The following is a 16306-nucleotide window of genomic DNA, read 5'->3' on the forward strand; positions in this document are numbered from 1 at the left end:
GACATCCCCCACAGGAAAGGGGGGTAGTCCTGCTGTTCGGCTAGGAAATTATTGTTAGCTTTTGATTGACTGAAGCAAGCTTCACGCAGTTTACGAAGACCTGCATCGTAGCATCAATATCTTCAACACTGGGAAAAGATGGTGAGAGTCGGATATTCCGATCCTGCGGATCTTTACCGTAGGGGAAGGTAGCACCGGCCGGAGTCAATTTGACGCCGACTTCATCGGCTAGACGGACAATTTCTTTCGCAAGCCCTGGGAGAGAATCAAAAGAGACGAAATAGCCGCCTTCGGGAGCTTGCCATTCACCTAGGTCATTATCGGAAAAATTAGCCTGTAAGTGATTCAATACGGTATCAAACCGTGGCTTGAGTATTGCTGCATGCTGTTGCATATGGGCGCTCAAGGCGTTGATGTCTGGAAGCAATCGCATGTGGCGTAGTTGATTGACTTTATCCGGGCCGATGGAGGAGATACCCAGGTGTTTTTTAAAGGCGGAGAGATTACTCTTTGATGCGCCCAGGAACGCGACACCGGAGCCAGCATGGGTGATCTTTGAGGTTGAGGCAAACTGGATGACGCTGTCTTCGGTACCCTCAGCTATACAGGCCGCCATAATATTTGCTAGTGGTTTTGGGTTATCAACGAGGTCATGGACTGCGTAGGCGTTATCCCAGAACACGCGGAAATTTTTAGCGGCGATCAAGCCGAGTTTGGCAATCCGCTTTACGGTTTCATCGCTATAGATGATCCCGGTTGGATTGGAGTACTTGGGAACGCACCAGATTCCTTTGATGCTTTGATCTGCTTTGATTAAGGATTCGACTTGATCCATATCCGGGCCGGTTTCAGTCATGGAGACCGGAATCATTTCAATAGCGAAATCTTCGCATATAGAAAAATGGCGGTCATAGCCAGGGGCAGGGCAAAGAAACTTTACGCTGCTTTCATTTTTCCAAGCAGTGCCGTTTAGACCGAAGAAATAGGCGAAGCTAACGGTCTGGTGCATCATGGTCAGGCTGCTGCTGCCGCCTGCGAGGACTTGGTCTTGCTCCAAGCCAAGAATTGCAGCGCCCAATTGACGCGCTTCAGCGATGCCGTCCAGGCCACCATAGTTGCGGGTGTCGGTACCATCAGCAGATTTGTAATTGCCATTAAGAATACCATCTAACCCATCTGACAGATTAAGCTGTTGCGCAGAGGGTTTGCCTCTGGTCAGATCAAGTTTTAGGTTTTGGTTTTTAAAGCTCTGGTGCTTCGCCTTGAGCTCCTCTTGCCATTGGCTGAGTTGTTCTTTGCTGGCGTTATTGAGTTGCAAGATGAAAGTCCTCTAAACAAAAGTGAATAAATTTGATGCTGTGCCTGCTGGTCGTGGGCGCTGTATTATAGCGGTTCTCCAGGATAGGCTAAAGATCGGGGGTAGCTATTTCAGGCAACATAAATTTGGACAACGTAAGCCCATGCCAAGATTTAGCTACTAATTTGACGCAACAAATGCCATAGGAAATCACAGCGAAGAGCCTCAATGATTTCCTGCTGACCAACCCAATTGCAGCTAGTACACAAGTGGCTACTCAGGTGCCTCCTGTGATAGCGGCGAGTTACCTGGTAGTTAGTGGGCGTGGCTACCCTCGTGGGTGTGGCCATGCGAAAGCTCTTCTGCGGTTGCTTCACGCACTTGCTCAACCGTAACATCGAAATGCAATGTTTGGCCCGCCAGAGGATGATTGCCATCCACTGTGACGGTTTCATCGCTGATTTCCGTCACTATGACGTGCATCGGCCCCTGGTCGGACTGAGCCTGAAACTGCATGCCGGGTTTTATTTCATCCACTCCATCAAATGCGGAACGAGGAACGCTCTGCACCAATTGCGCTTGATGTTCGCCGTAGCCTTCAGCGGGTTCGACCACCACATTCAGTTGGTCACCGACTTTCTTGCCTACGAGCTTTTTTTCCAGACCGGGAATGATGTTTGATGCTCCATGCAAATAGTGCAAAGGTTCTTGTCCTTCGGAAGAATCCAGCACATCACCATCTTTATCGGTCAGAGTATAGTGGATACTGACGACGCAGTTTTCGCTAATTACCATAGTATTTTCCAACAAATTTAAATTGCCTCAATGTTCTCCGCTTGAGGACCTTTTTTCCCTTCACCGATGGTGAATGAAACCCTTTGACCTTCCTGTAAAGAACGGAATCCTTCTCCCACTACGTTGGTGTAATGAGCGAATACATCTGGGCCATCATCGCGTTGAATAAATCCAAAACCTTTGGAGTCGTTAAACCACTTTACGGTGCCGGTTTGCTTCTCTGACATGTTTCAAATCCTAATTAACTTAACTGCAGCTATGCAGTCTGGTTGTTGCTTTTTCTGGTTGAAGAACCAGTGGAAATTTTAGAGAAACACGAGCAAGGCGAGAGGTATAAACTGACGGATTGCTGATAGTTGCAGGTAAAACGCCACCGATTCCTGCTGGCATTATATGTCTAGTCTCAGCTGAATTGAAGACAGCACATTGATTAAATTTAAAGGCCGAAGGCTTACAATGCGTGGCTTAGATCGCTGTACTGGGCTTTTCTGCAAGAATGGTTTTTACGATATCCATGTAGATGTAGTCGATGGCTTTGATATAAAACCCGGCCTTGCCAACATAGCTGGTGGTGTCTCGATTCATATCTGGACCAAGTTTGCCACTGATTGGCGTCATAATGTCCATCATCAGCTTAAAGGGTTGATAACGGCTGCCGGTGTGTTCGAACATGCGTAATTCGCCACCGGGTTTGAGAACACGGTGCAAAGCTTTGAGTCCTTCTATCGGCCTTGGCACCGAGCAAAAAGTGCAGGAGGTATAGATTTGATCGAAGTGGTTGTCTGGGAAGGTCAGGTCATGCACATCCATTTCCAGTGCCTCTATTGTTCCTGAATATTTTTCAATGCGAGGCTGAGCAAAACTTAGCATTGCCGAGCTGATATCAATGGCGGTTATCTCTTTGCCTGGCGGGAAAAACTCGATATCCAATCCGGTGCCCAGTGCCAGGAACAATATTTTGCCATCCATGTGGCTGAAGAGTTCCCGTTTTTTCGGCGCCCACCGTTTTTCCGCACCGATACCAGCCATGTAGTCGAATGATTTGGCGGCGCGATCCCATTTGCCTTTGGTGATCATATCCATACTGGTTACTCCTGCTCGGATTGACTTTGCGAGATTTTCGCACCGCGGATTAAATAGTCGCTGTAATTACAGAAACACAGCGTAAATGCACCAATCAAAGCGCCGAGCAAAGCGGATAAGCCAATGGGTAGCGTTTGCATAGCGGCAATCATGCATACCAGCATGCCCGTGAACATGCCCGTTAGCATCGTCGGCACCATAACTTCATTGGCGCCAAAGTAGCGGAATAGTAAGACTAGGCCCAAGACCAGTGCGAGCAGCATGCCCAACGGCATACCAACCAGCATGGCTACCAGCATGTTCCATTCGGTACTCACCATCCAGGCGCATAGGCTGGCGACGATTGCGCCGACTAACATGTTGGAGAACAAATCGCCGAGAAGGAAATAGAGCCTATCATTCATGCTTGAATCCTCGCTTGGTTTGCCGCATTATTTAGCGGATTTAAATGTCTCGATAAAGCGCGTAATTCTCGCCGCATTGGCGCCTAGATCGCTTTTGCCGACGCGCGAGACGGAGCGTAAATCCAACCGACTACCTGATTCGCTTGTTTGCACACGTATGACTACATCGTCTTTAAACCCCCACAGGAGGGTGGTGTCTACCGCTTCGATTCTACCTTGGTCAGGGTTTTGGCCAACCACTTCCCAATGAAGTTGGTTGGCGACCAGCAGGGCTTTTGCAAATGCCTGGTTAGTGCTCAGCGGGGTTAGCAGGGGCTGAATTTTTGGATAAGCGGCTTGCTGTTGTGATGCTATTGATGCGCCTTCATAGCTGAGCGGATTGCTGGCGCTTCCTCTTAATGCAATGATGACATCGAACTCAGGTGGGTTGGCTGTGTCGGTGCTAATGTCGTGGATTACGGGTAACGACTTGCCTTTAATCACCTGTAGTGACAAGGCGATGGAAGGAATCAACAACAGTAGTACCGCGATAGTACTGGTTCGCAGCGCCGTTGGGTCTTTTCGAAGCCAAGCTACCAATAATATAATAAGCGCCAGCGTCAGTAGCGCCAATCCAATAAAAAAGGTCGTTTGAATTAATAAGAAGGATTGACCCAGCGACCAAAGCTCCCAGCGATAGGCTGTGACAGCAACAGGAAAGCCCAACAGGCAAGCTATGCTTCCCCATAGACAAAGTTTAGCGAGTGTTTGCTTGATCATAGCTAACCCTCAAAGGTTGCGGCTAGTATTCATTTTTCGACTGAATACTAGCCTTGTCATTAAATTGGCCGTTCTCTATGTTAAGACGTTAATTTAGAGATTCCTTATAGCTTCCTTAACGGCACCGACCACTAGGCCGACCTGCTCATTCGTCATTTCTGGAAATACCGGCAGTGATAGGCATTGTGTGACGAGTGATTCTGTCACCGGCAAGGTTGGTTGCGATGTATCCTTAAAAGCCTGTTGGCGGTGCAAGGGAATCGGATAATAAATAGCGCAGGCAATACCCTGTTGTTGCAAGTGTTCCATGACAATTGCGCGATCAGGCATGAGCGTAGTGTATTGATGGTAGACATGGTTGCCGATCCCGTCTTCATGGGGTGTGACCACCTTGGTGCCGGCAAATAGCTTCCGATAGGTGCTGGCGACACGGCGACGCTCGTGGTTGTAGTCCTCGATATGTTTTAATTTAGTACGTAAGATCACCGCTTGAATTTCATCCAGCCGGCTGTTCACACCAATTACATCGTGATGATAACGCTGGCGACTGCCATGATTGCCATACATACGAAGACGATCGGCCATGGCGTCGGATTGTGTAGTGATCATGCCGCCATCGCCATAACAGCCGAGATTTTTACTGGGAAAGAAACTAAAGCAGCCGAAGTCGCCGATAGCACCGGTCATTTCCCCATTGACGGCCGCACCAAAGGACTGCGCGCAATCCTCGATCAGTAGCAATTGGTGGGCCTCACAGAGTGCTTTTAGTTTTGGCATATCCGCCGGTTGGCCAAACAAATGTACCGGTAAAATGGCTTTAGTCGACTTGGTTATTGCTTGTTCAACCAGTGCAGGGTCCAGGTTAAAACTGTCCGGTAAGACATCCACAAATACTGGTGTTGCGCCCACCGCACCAATGGCTTCCGCTGTGGCAATAAAGGTAAATGCGGTGGTGATTACCTCGTCGCCGGGGCCAATGCCCGCCGCGAGCAAGGCGAGTTGGAGGGCGTCAGTCCCGGAGGCGCAACCTATGGCATGTTTGACATTGAGATATTCAGCGGCTTCGGTTTCAAAAGCAGAAACGTTGGGGCCCTGAATAAAATGGCAGTTCTGTAAGACGTCGCTAATACCCTGGTCAATATCATGTTTCAGCGTCTGATATTGTTGCTTGAGGTCGACCATTGGAATCATTGATTTGTTGTCCTTCTATCTATGGGTTATTAAGCTGAAGTTTTTCTCTAATTTGGGTTGCTGTTTGCAGTGCTCTCAGTCCCGCTTCGCCGGACACCAAAGGTTGCCGATGCTGACGAACGCAGTCGATGAAGTCGGTGATTTCGGCTAACAGGGCATCGCCATCCTCGTAAATAGTTTCCTTGCTGTCGATGTTAGGGACGCCAGGGAACATTTCCCCCTCGCCCTTACGGTGGTAGCTAAAGATTCGATTTTGAAAATCGATGGAGATATAGGCGTTAGTTTGGAATATCCGCATTTTGCGCTCAGTCTTTAAACTGATACGACTGGCGGTAACATTCGCGACACAGCCGTTAGCAAAGGTTAGGCGAGCATTGGCAATATCCGTTGCGCTGGATAGCACACTGGTGCCGCTGACCGCGATATCAATCAACTCGGAGCGTACTGTCGCCAGAATGATATCAATGTCGTGAATCATCAGGTCGAGGATGACATCCACATCGGTTGCCCGGGGTTTATAGGGCGCGAGTCGATGGGTTTCGATAAACTTTGGTTCGGTCAGCACTTGATCCAGATCGAGCATAGCCGCGTTAAATCTTTCCAAGTGGCCGACCTGGAGAATCAAGTCTTTGGCCTTGGCAATGGTGACTAAATCCTGGGCATCTTCAATACTGACCGTGATCGGTTTTTCTACTAAAACATGCACGCCCTGATTGAGGAATGCTTTGGCAATGCCATGATGCAAGGTAGTGGGTGTCACTATGCTGACTGCGTCGACTTGGCCCAATAAAGCGTGATAATCATCAAAAGCCTTTACGCCATGCTGGGCGGCTACTGCCTTGGCTTGCTCTAGGTTAGGATCGACCACCCCAACCAGATGGCTACCAGTAATGGAGGCATATTTTTCAGCGTGGAATTTGCCCAGGTAGCCTACACCCACGACAGCGGTGCGAATGGATTGGTGACTCGTCATTTTGCTTGATTCTGGCTCATTACGTCGACAGCTAGTTTCGGCAGCTGGTTAAGGCGGCAAGTATAAGGGTTTATGGTGGCGCTTGTATATCGGCAAAAAGACCGACGCGCGGCGTGACTCAAAACCCACCTTGCAGGCATATGCGCATTTGCCTGCAAGGACTAGGGTAAGTGTTACTCACCGCTGGATTTAAGTTTGTTCAGCAAATCCATCGGAATTGGGAAAACGATAGTATTGCTATGTTCTCCGGCAATTTCGGTGAGTGTTTGTAAATAACGCAATTGCAATGCTTGCTCCTGCTTCGCCAGCACTTGAGCCGCTTCGAGTAATTTATGCGATGCCTGCAATTCACCGTCGGCGTGAATTACTTTGGCGCGGCGCTCCCGTTCCGCTTCAGCCTGTTTGGCGATAGCACGGATCATACTTTCATCCAGATCGACATGTTTGATCTCAACGTTGATGACCTTAATGCCCCAAACATCGGTTTGCTTGTCCAGTATGGATTGAATATCGGCATTGAGTTTTTCCCGCGACGCCAACATTTCATCCAGTTCGTGCTGGCCCAATACGGAGCGCAGGGTAGTCTGCGCCAGTTGGCTGGTGGCATCATGAAAATTCTCGACATTGATAATTGCGTTTTGGGGGTCGACGACGCGGTAATAAATAACGGCGTTGACCTTAACGGACACATTATCTCTGGAAATTACGTCCTGTGTGGGGACATCCAGTACGATGGTGCGCAGGTCGACACGCACCATTTGCTGAATGATCGGAACAATAACAATAAGTCCTGGGCCTTTGATTTTATGCAGTCGACCCAGCAAAAATACCACTGCTCTCTCGTATTCGCGAGTGACGTGGAATACATTTACCAAAATTAAGAAAATACCGCCGATCAGTGCCAATAGAAAATAGTTCATGCGTCCTCCTTTGCCTCCTTTAGTTCAGAATTCTGTGCTTGAATCTCCAGGTTCAGGCCACTCACTTTTACAATGCGGGCTCGATCGCCTGGCTTAAATAGTTCTTTGGAGTGAGCGTTCCAAAGTTCGCCATGTAGCCAGACTTTGCCCTGTCCCTGTTCATACTCTGCGACCTCAACGAGCTGGCCTAGCATTGCACTGGCACCGGTAACGCTTTGCTGATGGCGCGTTCGCATTAGCATTCGCGCAATTATCACTATGATGAGAAGGGATATCACGCCAAGCGCGGCTATCAGCGGCAGCGCTATTTGAAAGGCAGGCAGTTTTGTATCCATCAAAATCACCGAGCCAAAAATAAAAGCAATGACGCCACCGATACCTAACACACCGAAACTAGGGACAAAGGCTTCCGCTATCATCAGAGCGATGCCGAGCAGGAGTAGTCCCATCCCGGCATAACTGATGGGTAATACCTGAAATGCATAGAGCGCGACCAAAAGACAGATGGCTCCGGCAATGCCGGGGACGCCCATGCCAGGGTTGTAAAACTCCAAGATTAATCCGTAAATTCCAATCAACATTAGAATATAGGCGACATTTGGATCGGTTATCGTCGCCAAAAACTGGTTGCGCCAATCAGGGTCGAGATATTCTACTTGTGGCGTATCGATCACTAACTGCATCGGCTCGCCTTTGAGGTTAATGCTGCGGCCATTCAGCTGCTTGATTAAGTCATTCAAATCTTCGGCAATGAGGTCAATGACATTTTGTGCCAGTGCGTCGCTGGCAGTTAGACTTGCCGCCGAGCGTACCGCCTGTTCCGCCCATTCGATATTACGATTGTGTCGCTCGGCCAAGCCGCGAATGTAGGCGATGGCATCGTTAATCTGTTTGCGCTCTAGTGTGGTCAGCGAATCGCTGGGGGTTGTCTTGGTTTCGGGTTTGGCGTTATCTGTTTCTGGTGGTTCGGAGTCAGGGATGGGTTTCTTGGTGGGCGTGCCAGGCATGCCGGGAGCGCCAATCTGTATCGGTGTGGCCGCACCCAGATTAGTCGCTGGTGCCATCGCTGCAATATGAGAGGCATAAAGAATATAGGTGCCCGCGCTGGCCGCCCGCGCGCCATGGGGTGTCACGTAGGTGGCGACAGGGGCGTCTGATTCCAAGATGGCTTGGATGATACTGCGCATGGATTTGTCGAGGCCACCGGGAGTGTCCATCTGGATGACAATTAAATCCACTGCGTTGGACGCTGCAGTCGCAATGGAACGGCTTATATAATCGTTGGTAGCGGGGCCGATGGCTCCTTTTACGGTGAGCACCCGAATCTTATCGACGCTGTATTGAGCTGCATTGACAGGAATACAAAATAGTAGCGATAGCAACAGCAGGGTGGTGAATGTTTGCCATTGAGATGATGAGATTTTCATAATCCGTTGCTCTGTTGGCCTGTTAGAAAACTTACTCCTCTAGATCAACGGATGCAAATTTACTGATTGCAGGTTATTTGTCGTGGCCGTGCTGGATGGGTTCAATATCCGTTATTTTTTAAGCTTTGCTATTGTGTTTCGATTCTTAGCTGGTTTAGGCTAAAAAAGGAAACGCGGTGAAAATTCAACTGAAATCCCGCTATTACCGCAGAAAGTAAAGGAAATAAGTCGCTATTTTTAGAATCTTTGCTATTCCTAATTTTCAAGAAGTTTTTATTGTAAGCGCAGGTGCTGAAAGAATCGGCGTTCTGTCTTGATAGGTGTTTTGTTGAATTTAATTGATCCGCTGCGTAAAAGAAGAATTCTAATATATGGGTAAATCCTTAGTCATTGTCGAGTCTCCGGCAAAAGCAAAAACTATTAATAAATACTTGGGCAACCAGTTTGTGGTGAAATCCAGTATTGGTCATATTCGTGATTTACCGGTGAGCGGCAACGCCAAAAATAAACCGGTGGACGCTAAGGCGCGGGCTCAGGAGGCGGCTAAAACCCGTAAAATGGCACCGGCAGAGAAGGAGGAATACAAAAAACTCAAGGCGAAAACACAACTGATCGCCCGTATGGGGGTTGATCCGGAGCATGGCTGGAAAGCGCGCTATGAGATATTACCGGGCAAGGAAAAGGTTGTTAAAGAACTGAAAAAATTGGCAGAGGATGCCGATACTATCTATCTGGCGACGGATTTGGATAGAGAAGGAGAGGCTATCGCCTGGCATTTGCAGCAGGTTATCGGTGGCGATGAATCACGCTATAAGCGCGTGATATTCAATGAAATTACCAAAAATGCGATTCAAGAAGCATTCAAGGATCCAACCCAGTTAGATCTGGATCGAGTCAATGCGCAGCATGCCCGGCGCTATCTCGATCGCGTCGTTGGTTTTATGGTGTCGCCATTGTTGTGGGCGAAGATTGCCCGTGGTCTATCGGCAGGCCGAGTGCAATCGGTAGCGGTAAGACTGGTCGTGGAGCGGGAGCGCGAGATTCGCGCTTTTATTCCAGAGGAATACTGGGAGGTTCATGCGGATCTTAAGCCGCAGACCGATAATGCACTGCGTTTTCAGGTCACCAAGCAACAGGGTAAAGCTTTCCGGCCGACTAGCCAAGAGCAAACAGATGCGGCGCTGGCGCTACTGCAACAGGCCAGTTATAGCGTCGCGGAGCGACAGGACAAGCCAACCAGTTCCAAACCCGGTGCGCCTTTTATTACATCTACCTTACAGCAGGCAGCGAGCACCCGGCTGGGGTTTGGTGTGAAAAAAACCATGATGATGGCGCAGCGTCTGTATGAAGCGGGTTACATTACCTATATGCGTACTGACTCGACTAATCTTAGTGCGGATGCGGTTAGTGCTTGTCGAGATTATATTACCGATAGCTTTGGCAAAAAATATCTGACGGAAAAAGCGATTTCTTATAGCGCCAAAGAAGGCGCACAGGAAGCACATGAGGCAATTCGTCCTTCCGATGTGCAGGTCAAGGCAACGCAGTTAAGCGGGATGGAGCGGGACGCAGAGCGTCTGTATGAACTCATCTGGCGACAGTTTGTTGCCTGCCAAATGCCGAAAGCTGAGTTCTTAAGCTCAACCATTACGGTTAAAGCCAGCGAGTTCGAACTCAAAGTAAAGGGTCGTATCTTGAAGTTTGACGGTTATCTAAAAGTGATGCCGCTGAATAAAAGCGATGAGGACGTTGAGCTACCTGACTTAAAAGTTGGTAGTAACTTAAGTCTCGTTGAGTTGTTGCCGAAACAGCATTTTACTAAGCCGCCAGCGCGTTATAGCGAGGCTAGTTTGGTCAAAGAATTGGAAAAACGTGATATTGGTCGACCTTCCACCTATGCTGCAATTATCTCTACCATTCAGGATCGTGGTTATGTGTCGCAGCAGAACCGCCGTTTTTATGCCGAAAAAATGGGTGATATTGTGACCGACCGTTTGGTGGAAAATTTTGACCACCTGATGGATTATGGCTTTACCGCGCGCATGGAAGATTCCCTCGACGAAATTGCCAACGGTCAGAAGAATTGGCAGCAGGTATTGGATGATTTTTACCATGATTTTGTGAAGCGCTTAGACGACGCCGAATCAAGTGAAGGCGGTATGCGACCCAATTCGCCGACGGAAACGGATATTAAGTGCGTCGCCTGTGGCCGCAATATGCAGATTCGAACCGCTAGCACTGGTGTTTTCCTCGGGTGTTCGGGGTATGGTTTGGAACCTAAGGAGCGTTGTAAAGAAACGATCAATCTCACCCCAGGTGACGAAGCGGTTGATGTCGAGAAGGACGAGGAAGGTGAGTCCAAGCTACTGCGTAAAAAGCATCGCTGCAAGCGCTGTGGTACAGCGATGGATAGTTACCTGCTCGATGCTGAGCGTAAATTGCACGTTTGCGGTAATGGTCCGGATTGCCCGGGTTTTGAAGTGGAATTTGGCAGTTACAAGATTAAAGGGTATGAAGGCCCAGTTATCGAGTGTGATAAGTGTGGCGCCGAAATGCAGTTGAAATCAGGTCGTTTCGGTAAATATTTTGGTTGTACCTCCAGCAACTGCAAAAATACCCGAAAACTTTTGCGTAACGGTGAAGCGGCTCCGCCTAAGATGGACCCTGTACCAATGCCAGAACTCAGTTGCGAATCAGTTGAAGATACTTATGTGTTGCGAGATGGCGCCGCTGGGATGTTCCTCGCTGCCAGCAAATTTCCTAAAAACCGCGAAACCCGTGCGCCATTGGTGAGCGAGTTGATTCCGCATCGGGATGAAATTGATCCTAAGTATCATTTTCTCATGTCTGCGCCGATTGAAGATCCAGCAGGTAATCCGGCCATTATTCGCTTTAGCCGTAAAACGAAAGAGCAATATGTGATGAGCGAAGTTGATAAAAAGGCTACCGGCTGGCAAGCCTATTACGTCGATGGCAAATGGAAAGAGCACAAGGCGACGAAAAAGTAATATGAAGTGAATCACTCTGAAGAGCTTTTTTTCAGTATCTTTCCTGCGTCGTTCCACTTTCCTTTCTAATTCTGGCTCGTGGTCTAAGAAACTGCGATGTGATTCGCCAGCAATCTAAAAATGGTTATTTTGTTCTGACAGATATTTGACTCTCATCAAGAAAATGTTGAATGATCGCAGTGCATATCGAATATATCCCGAACACAGAAGGTCTTTAGGGTAAAATCCGGCTGACCTAAAGGCATGTATTTTATAAGGGTATGTGGGAAGCGTTCCCGGTGCTGACTGCTTTTTGGGGATAAGGTTCGCTTAACCAAATGAGGGTAATCAATCATGACTGATGTAAAACTTTATTCTGGAGAGAGCATCCCACTGGAGATGCACAAAGCTAAAATCATCCAGAAATTAAATCTTCCCCCTATTGATCATCGACTGGAAGCGATTTCGCAAGCGGGCAACAATACTTTCCTGCTGAAAAACCGAGATGTCTTTTTGGATATGCTGACAGACAGTGGCGTCAATGCAATGAGCGACCAACAGTTGTCGGCCATGATGATTGCTGATGACAGCTATGCAGGGTCTGAAACATTCTACCGCATGGAGAGTAAAATTCAGGATCTCTTCAACAAGAAGTTTTTCTTACCCGCCCACCAAGGGCGTGCCTGTGAAAATATTCTGTGTCAGGTTTTTGTTAGCCCCGGCTCCATTGTGCCGATGAACTATCACTTCACAACGACCAAGGCGCATATCGTGCTTAATGGTGGTAGAGTCGAGGAAATCTTTATCGACGAAGCGCTAGAGGTAACCAGCAGCCATCCCTTTAAAGGCAATATGGATATCACTAAACTCGAACAGCTGATTGAGCAGCATGGCGCTGATAAAATTCCTTTTGTTCGCCTAGAGGCGGGCACGAACTTGATTGGTGGACAACCACATTCACTGGAAAATATGCGTGAGATTCGCCGAGTTTGTGACCAGGCGGGTTTATTGTTGGTACTGGATGCGAGTCTGTTGGCGGATAATCTCTACTTTATTAAAGCTCGCGAGGAGAGCTGTAAGCAGAAGAGCATTCGTGAGATTACTCGCGAAATATCTGATCTCTGCGACATCATGTATTTCTCGGCACGTAAACTTGGTTGCGCGCGCGGTGGCGGTATCTGTACCAATAATGAAGAAGTGTATTTAAAAATGCGCGAGCTTATTCCATTACTGGAAGGCTTTCTCACCTACGGTGGTATGTCTGTGCGCGAAATGGAAGCTATTACTGTCGGTTTGGAAGAGACCATGGACGACGATATGGTAAATCAAGGGCCGCAGTTTATCGACTTTATGATCTCAGAGTTGCAAAAGAGAGAAGTACCTGTAGTAACTCCTGCCGGTGGTTTAGGCTGTCACATCGATGCGGCGGCCTTCCTGCCTCATCTAGAGCGCACCGAGTATCCTTCCGGGGCACTGGCTTCGGCACTTTATTTGGTCAGTGGCATCCGCGGTATGGAACGTGGGACTATGTCCGAGCAGCGTGAAGAAAATGGTGAAGAAACTTTAGCACACCTTGAGCTATTACGACTGGCAATGCCACGTCGCGTATTCACCATGTCGCATATTAAATACGCCGTTGATCGAATTGCCTGGCTCTATGAGAACCGCAATCTTATCGGTGGTTTGACCTTTGTTGAAGAACCGAAAATTTTGCGATTCTTCTTCGGAAAACTAGCCACCACTTCCAATTGGCAAAGCCAATTGGTCACCAAGTTCAAACAAGATTTTGGTGATAGTCCCTAATAAAAGCCCCTGGTAATAGTGCTGGGTTATTACCACTGCGGTTAAATTGAAATCAGGCCCTGTTTATCGCAAGGCCTGATTTTTTTATCTAATAGGGGTTTAATTAAGTGATATTTTGCTATCAGCCCGCACAGTAATGGTCTGCTATGAGGCGACTTTCACCCTCACCATAAAAAGGTGCAGACCTTCTTTTTCCCTATCTTCCTGCACAGCTTGCGATTTTGGCCAATAGGAAATAAAGATCAACAGATCAGACAAAGAATGGTAGAATGATACGCAGTTTCGTTCCAAAGAGTCTGTTGTATGTCCAATTCCTACTATGAAATCGTAGAGCTAGCCGATGGTGAAATAGCGTTACAGCGCGTTGATGGTGATGGCGAGCCCTTGGTGAGAGTGAGCTTTTCCGATGAGGTGAAGTTTTACCTGCAGGAGCAGTGTGTGGATGTTGCCAAGGCAATGATCAACACGGGCATAAAGATCGTCGGGCAGATTCAGGAAGAGGATATGCCGGAAGAGGATTCCGGCAGGACTTTACATTAGGTCGGTTTCAGCAATCCATTCGATGAGTCATCGTTGAACTACGCTCATGCGAATTTTTGAGTGGGCTCGTGGATTGACATCCAAATAATAATCTCAGCTTACCCGCTGCCGTATAACACCCACCACCAAGCCCTCAATGGCAAACTCTCCGCTTTGTGCATCGACCTTGATAGGCTGGAAATCCTTGTTTTCTGCAATCAGTAAAATTTGCTTCGGTTCCTTTTTATAGCGTTTTACCGTGACTTCATCATTAATTCGCGCAACCACGATCTGCCCATTGGCGATATCCTGCTGTTGTTTTACTGCAACCAAATCACCGTCAAAGATACCCGCATCGATCATACTGTCGCCCTGCACCTTTAATAGATAGTTGGCCGTTGGGGAGAAACAGTTGGCGTTAATATTGGCATAGTGCTCAATATGTTGTTCCGCCAGAATCGGTGAGCCAGCGGCTACACGCCCAATTACAGGTAATCCTTGTGGTATGGTTTCTTCATCGACAACTAGGCGAAGTCCCCGTGATGCGCCATTGATCATTTCGATGACCCCTTTACGCGCCAAAGCTTTTAGATGATCTTCTGCGGCGTTGGCGGAGCGGAATCCTAAATCTCGCGCAATTTCCGCGCGAGTGGGGGGGTAGCCTGTATGGTCGATATGCTTTTTGATGCAAGCAAGCACTTCATTTTGACGAACGGTTAGCTTAACCATACTGAGCCTCTGTTTATTTAAACAGGCTGTGATTATATACAGGAAGAGTTGGTGAAGGCAATAAATCAGTCGTCTTGCCGGAATATACTAATGCGAGGCGTTGCGGATAGCGCTACACTCAATAACAGAAGTACCAATAACGTGACGCAAATTTGTGTGTTGTGAGCGGCAATGGAGTTAAGATGGACGAGAATAAAGTACGTGAAGCATGGCGTGTCTTGCGCATCCAGTCGGAGTTAGTAGTTGGCACTGAAAGCCTAATCAAATTTAGTCGTGCAGTGACTATTTTCGGCAGCGCTCGGCTGGGCGCTGATTCAGATTATTACCACCAAGCGGAAAAGTTGGCCTACGGCATTGCCAAAGAGGGTATTCCGGTGATAACGGGTGGTGGCCCCGGTATTATGGAGGCGGCGAACATTGGCGCCATGACCGCGGATGGGCCAGATGAAGGTGAGTCGATAGGCTTGAATATCATGCTGCCAGCTGAGCAAAGTGCCAACAAATATCAGGATTTGTCGCTTAATTTTCGTTACTTTTTTGTACGTAAATATATGTTTGTTAAGCATGCGATTGCCTTTGTTATATTTCCCGGCGGTTATGGCACCCTTGATGAGCTGTTTGAAGCACTGACGCTGGTGCAGACGGAAAAGATTGTCAAGATACCTATTATTCTGGTCGGCTACGATTATTGGCAAGGTTTGTTGGGTTGGATCGAATCGACAATGATGGCGGAAAACTGTATTGATCAGCATGATCGGGATTTGATTACGGTGGTTGATGATGTGGATGACGTGCTGAAAATTATACTTTCCCATCGAGCCTTGACGATCAATAACTAAAGGAACTGTCTCAATTAATAATGGCTTCTCGAGAACTGATAAAAGTATGCCTTAAAGAGCAAAAGTTACGCTATTACCGAGATGGTGTTTGCCAGCATGCTTATCTGATTTCGTCTGCTGCAAAGGGTGCTGGAGAACATCGAGGTAGTGAGCAGACTCCTTGCGGCGAGCATTATATCCGAGCCAAAGTTGGGGCTGGTCGGCCTGTTAACGCTGTGTTTGTCGGTCGTCGTTTTAGTGGTGAGATCTATAGTGAGCATTTGAAACAGCGGTTTCCCGGACGAGATTGGATATTAACTCGAATTCTCTGGCTCTGTGGACGCGAGGTTGGCAGGAATCGATTAGGCAGTGTCGATAGTATGCGCCGCTACATTTATATCCACGGCACCCCCGATTCTGAGCCTATGGGCGTACCGAAATCCCATGGTTGTATTCGTATGCGTAATCGTAATGTCATTGAGTTGTTTGAACTCGTATCAATTGGCTGTCCGGTTGAAATTAGTGAGAGCTAGCGAGCTTCTAACAATTTATGGTTTGCACAGAGACTCCCAAGGTGAATTTATCTGAACCGACGGAATTC

General features: G+C 48.0%; 16 protein-coding genes. 5 read left to right on the plus strand and 11 right to left on the minus strand.

Translation table 11 applies throughout. The features are described from left to right. Window positions 1-40 precede the first annotated feature (40 nt). From H6995_04985 to H6995_05030, 10 genes are all read right to left on the minus strand, one after another. Window positions 41-1318, minus strand: a complete 1278-nt coding sequence (locus tag H6995_04985) for an aminotransferase class I/II-fold pyridoxal phosphate-dependent enzyme (protein MCP5214341.1) — start codon at window positions 1316-1318, stop codon at window positions 41-43. A 294-nt stretch (window positions 1319-1612) separates the two neighbouring features. Continuing rightward, window positions 1613-2092: a peptidylprolyl isomerase gene (locus tag H6995_04990; protein MCP5214342.1), complete on the minus strand. Its 480-nt coding sequence runs from the start codon at window positions 2090-2092 to the stop codon at window positions 1613-1615. 17 nt (window positions 2093-2109) lie between these two features. Further along, window positions 2110-2319: a cold-shock protein gene (locus H6995_04995; GenBank protein MCP5214343.1), complete on the minus strand. Its 210-nt coding sequence runs from the start codon at window positions 2317-2319 to the stop codon at window positions 2110-2112. A 238-nt stretch (window positions 2320-2557) separates the two neighbouring features. Continuing rightward, on the minus strand, window positions 2558-3175 hold the full coding sequence (locus H6995_05000) for a class I SAM-dependent methyltransferase (protein MCP5214344.1): 618 nt from the start codon (window positions 3173-3175) through the stop codon (window positions 2558-2560). Between the two features lie 5 nt (window positions 3176-3180). After that, on the minus strand, window positions 3181-3579 hold the full coding sequence (locus tag H6995_05005; GenBank protein ID MCP5214345.1) for a hypothetical protein: 399 nt from the start codon (window positions 3577-3579) through the stop codon (window positions 3181-3183). 27 nt (window positions 3580-3606) lie between these two features. Further along, complete coding sequence (locus tag H6995_05010; GenBank protein MCP5214346.1) at window positions 3607-4338, minus strand: DUF1499 domain-containing protein; 732 nt, start codon at window positions 4336-4338, stop codon at window positions 3607-3609. A 93-nt stretch (window positions 4339-4431) separates the two neighbouring features. Then, window positions 4432-5529 (minus strand): DegT/DnrJ/EryC1/StrS family aminotransferase, encoded by a 1098-nt coding sequence (locus tag H6995_05015; GenBank protein ID MCP5214347.1) that lies wholly within the window; start codon window positions 5527-5529, stop codon window positions 4432-4434. 19 nt (window positions 5530-5548) lie between these two features. Continuing rightward, complete coding sequence (locus tag H6995_05020) at window positions 5549-6502, minus strand: Gfo/Idh/MocA family oxidoreductase (GenBank protein MCP5214348.1); 954 nt, start codon at window positions 6500-6502, stop codon at window positions 5549-5551. A 173-nt stretch (window positions 6503-6675) separates the two neighbouring features. Next, window positions 6676-7422 (minus strand): slipin family protein, encoded by a 747-nt coding sequence (locus H6995_05025; protein MCP5214349.1) that lies wholly within the window; start codon window positions 7420-7422, stop codon window positions 6676-6678. Beyond that, window positions 7419-8849 (minus strand): nodulation protein NfeD, encoded by a 1431-nt coding sequence (locus H6995_05030; protein MCP5214350.1) that lies wholly within the window; start codon window positions 8847-8849, stop codon window positions 7419-7421. Before H6995_05030 ends, H6995_05025 begins: the two co-directional genes overlap by 4 nt. A 371-nt stretch (window positions 8850-9220) precedes the next feature. Here H6995_05030 and topA point away from each other — a divergent pair, with 371 nt between their 5' ends. From topA to H6995_05045, 3 genes are all read left to right on the plus strand, one after another. Beyond that, window positions 9221-11857, plus strand: coding sequence for a type I DNA topoisomerase (gene topA, locus H6995_05035; GenBank protein MCP5214351.1), 2637 nt, complete (start codon window positions 9221-9223; stop codon window positions 11855-11857). A 333-nt stretch (window positions 11858-12190) separates the two neighbouring features. Next, a complete protein-coding gene (locus H6995_05040) occupies window positions 12191-13639 on the plus strand; it encodes a tryptophanase (protein ID MCP5214352.1) in 1449 nt (482 codons plus the stop codon). 303 nt (window positions 13640-13942) lie between these two features. Beyond that, complete coding sequence (locus H6995_05045; protein ID MCP5214353.1) at window positions 13943-14179, plus strand: hypothetical protein; 237 nt, start codon at window positions 13943-13945, stop codon at window positions 14177-14179. A 93-nt stretch (window positions 14180-14272) separates the two neighbouring features. Here the strand turns inward: H6995_05045 and lexA are convergent, their stop codons facing one another. Continuing rightward, window positions 14273-14887 carry a repressor LexA gene (lexA, locus tag H6995_05050; protein MCP5214354.1) on the minus strand — a complete coding sequence of 205 codons (615 nt, stop codon included), beginning with the start codon at window positions 14885-14887 and terminating at the stop codon, window positions 14273-14275. 182 nt (window positions 14888-15069) lie between these two features. Between lexA and H6995_05055 the strand changes: the two genes are divergently transcribed. Together H6995_05055 and H6995_05060 are read left to right on the plus strand one after the other, a co-directional pair. Continuing rightward, window positions 15070-15726, plus strand: a complete 657-nt coding sequence (locus tag H6995_05055) for a TIGR00730 family Rossman fold protein (GenBank protein ID MCP5214355.1) — start codon at window positions 15070-15072, stop codon at window positions 15724-15726. Window positions 15727-15746: 20 nt separating this feature from the next. Continuing rightward, window positions 15747-16238 (plus strand): L,D-transpeptidase, encoded by a 492-nt coding sequence (locus H6995_05060; protein ID MCP5214356.1) that lies wholly within the window; start codon window positions 15747-15749, stop codon window positions 16236-16238. The last annotated feature ends 68 nt before the right edge of the window (window positions 16239-16306 follow it).

The organism is Pseudomonadales bacterium, assembly GCA_024234615.1.
GTDB lineage: Bacteria > Pseudomonadota > Gammaproteobacteria > Pseudomonadales > IMCC2047 > JAJFKB01.

Bases quoted from the DNA above. Each gene is read 5' to 3' on its own strand.
- H6995_05030 (MCP5214350.1), bottom strand. From the start codon at position 8,849: ATGAAAATCTCATCATCTCAATGGCAAACATTCACCACCCTGCTGTTG.
- H6995_05020 (MCP5214348.1), bottom strand. From the start codon at position 6,502: ATGACGAGTCACCAATCCATTCGCACCGCTGTCGTGGGTGTAGGCTAC.
- H6995_04995 (MCP5214343.1), bottom strand. From the start codon at position 2,319: ATGTCAGAGAAGCAAACCGGCACCGTAAAGTGGTTTAACGACTCCAAA.
- H6995_05000 (MCP5214344.1), bottom strand. From the start codon at position 3,175: ATGGATATGATCACCAAAGGCAAATGGGATCGCGCCGCCAAATCATTC.
- H6995_05005 (MCP5214345.1), bottom strand. From the start codon at position 3,579: ATGAATGATAGGCTCTATTTCCTTCTCGGCGATTTGTTCTCCAACATG.
- H6995_05060 (MCP5214356.1), top strand. From the start codon at position 15,747: ATGGCTTCTCGAGAACTGATAAAAGTATGCCTTAAAGAGCAAAAGTTA.
- H6995_04990 (MCP5214342.1), bottom strand. From the start codon at position 2,092: ATGGTAATTAGCGAAAACTGCGTCGTCAGTATCCACTATACTCTGACC.
- H6995_05025 (MCP5214349.1), bottom strand. From the start codon at position 7,422: ATGAACTATTTTCTATTGGCACTGATCGGCGGTATTTTCTTAATTTTG.
- topA (MCP5214351.1), top strand. From the start codon at position 9,221: ATGGGTAAATCCTTAGTCATTGTCGAGTCTCCGGCAAAAGCAAAAACT.
- H6995_05045 (MCP5214353.1), top strand. From the start codon at position 13,943: ATGTCCAATTCCTACTATGAAATCGTAGAGCTAGCCGATGGTGAAATA.
- lexA (MCP5214354.1), bottom strand. From the start codon at position 14,887: ATGGTTAAGCTAACCGTTCGTCAAAATGAAGTGCTTGCTTGCATCAAA.
- H6995_05055 (MCP5214355.1), top strand. From the start codon at position 15,070: ATGGACGAGAATAAAGTACGTGAAGCATGGCGTGTCTTGCGCATCCAG.
- H6995_05040 (MCP5214352.1), top strand. From the start codon at position 12,191: ATGACTGATGTAAAACTTTATTCTGGAGAGAGCATCCCACTGGAGATG.
- H6995_05010 (MCP5214346.1), bottom strand. From the start codon at position 4,338: ATGATCAAGCAAACACTCGCTAAACTTTGTCTATGGGGAAGCATAGCT.
- H6995_05015 (MCP5214347.1), bottom strand. From the start codon at position 5,529: ATGATTCCAATGGTCGACCTCAAGCAACAATATCAGACGCTGAAACAT.